Origin of the sequence: Paracoccus nototheniae (assembly GCF_004335005.1) — a bacterium.
In the GTDB taxonomy this organism is placed as follows: Bacteria; Pseudomonadota; Alphaproteobacteria; order Rhodobacterales; family Rhodobacteraceae; genus Paracoccus; species Paracoccus nototheniae.
In genome coordinates this window covers 1-1,711 of record NZ_RQRT01000161.1, presented here as the reverse complement: position 1 = coordinate 1,711, position 1,711 = coordinate 1, and the positions used below count along the sequence as shown (strand labels likewise).

The following is a 1,711-nucleotide window of genomic DNA, read 5'->3' as shown; positions in this document are numbered from 1 at the left end:
AGCATCTTCTTGAGGCACGAACGGGCGGGCTGTCCGACCGCGGCCAGCGTGCTTCCATCGCAAAACCCGTGCTTCACCTTCCCGTTTCCGCGCGAGATGATCCTTGATGGACCGTCTGTGGCGCCTTGAGACGGGCAGAGGGCCCGGCAATGGCCGCGGGACCGTGCCTCAGAGCGGCCCGAGAACGCCCGCCTCGACTGCTTTCATGAAATTCTCGATCTCGCGGGTGCGGTGTTCAAAAAGGGCGATCTCGGCGTTCAGGCCCAGTTGCCAGGCGATGTCCACACGCGTCGGCACGGCATCGAGGTCGCGCAGCCGCGCCGCCATGGCGTCCACCTCGCCCTGATCGCGCGCCAGGCCCTGGTCAATCACATCTTTCGCCTGATGCGCCGTCGAGGCGGCGATTTCGCCCAGGGACAGCTCGGGGTGATACTGGACGCCCCAAAAGGTGCCGTTCCCGTGGCGGATCTCGGCGGCCTCGATCGGAGTGTCGGGGTTTGCGGCCAGGCTGCGCCCGCCCGGGGGCAGGCGGGTCACGACGCTGGAATGCATGGCAGGCGCCGTCCAGGTGGCGGGCCTGCCGTCAAGCATCGGATGCCCTGCGCCCGCTTCGGTGCGTGTGATGTCGCGGGCAAAGGCGACCTCGGCGCCCTGGCGGCGTGGTCCGGTTTCACCCCCTGCCGCCACGGCCGCGATCTGCAATCCGGCGCATGATCCGAAGGCGGGCACCCCCGCCTCGAACACCTGTGTCATGAAATGGGCGGCCGCGCGCGCCTCGACGTTGTCCTCGTGCATCTGGATGGGGGAACCGGCGAAGACGATGCCGTCAAGGCGGCTCAAATCCGTAATGTCGCCCGTTCCAAGACAGGAGGCCGTGTCCAGTTCGATCCCGGGGCGCAGGCGGCGCAGGGCCGTGGCATAGCTTTCATGTGAGGCCAGCCCGGCATAGCTGCGGCGATCGTTCTGCTGCTCTTGCGTCTCGCTGGAGACGACGAGAATAATAGGGGGCAATGGTGGTGGACCTTTTCTGATGAGCGCCTCGGGAACAACCCGGTGCAGGGCGTTGCGTTCGCGGCTGCGTCCATCGGCCACGCAAGGCGCGAGGCTGGCCCGAAATCACGACGATCCAACCCTTTGCCCCCCGGATCGGCCTGAAAAGCTTTGCGGTCATAGATCATGGGCATCCGCACACCAAAGATCGAAACGCCGCCCGTTTCAGGCGCCGCCTCAGCCCAATGGCTGTGGTCGACAGTGCCGCGGATTGCCGTCACCGGGGTCGTCTGCGCGTCAGGGGCGTAGCAATCGTGCGCCGGGCCTGTCAAAGCTTTGACGGTCGGCCTTGAACCCATCAGTGGCGTCGCCATGGTGGCCAGCGCATCCTCGGCGGTTGCGACGTCCAGCACGATCAGGTCGGCACGATCCCCGTCCGAAAGCGCGTATTCGGTTAGTCGCAGGATGCGCGCCGGGCCTTGGGTGATCATCCGCCCGTGCCCGCCGTTCTGACCGCGCTGGTCATGTTCTTTTTTCCGATCGTCGTCAACATCGCCACCGGCCTCGCCACCACCGAGCCCGAGATGGAGGACTTGCTGAAATCTTTGCTTGCCGCGGCTTCCCTGATTGCGCTGGCCGCCCCCGCGCTGGCCCAGACCGATATCCGCTTTACCCTTGGCTGGAAGACCCAAGGGTCGGACGCGCCGATCCTGCTGGCCCA

The 1,711-nt window shown here is 66.2% G+C and carries 1 protein-coding gene and 1 pseudogene; one reads left to right on the top strand and one right to left on the bottom strand.

The genetic code is table 11. The annotated features are described in order from the left end of the window. Positions 1 to 168 precede the first annotated feature (168 nt). Positions 169 to 1,092: a glutamine amidotransferase-related protein gene (locus EG885_RS22260; RefSeq protein ID WP_131579042.1), complete on the bottom strand. Its 924-nt coding sequence runs from the start codon at positions 1,090 to 1,092 to the stop codon at positions 169 to 171. Positions 1,093 to 1,469: 377 nt separating this feature from the next. Between EG885_RS22260 and EG885_RS23415 the strand changes: the two are divergent. Beyond that, positions 1,470 to 1,711, top strand: a pseudogene (locus tag EG885_RS23415) (hypothetical protein); the annotation flags it as partial.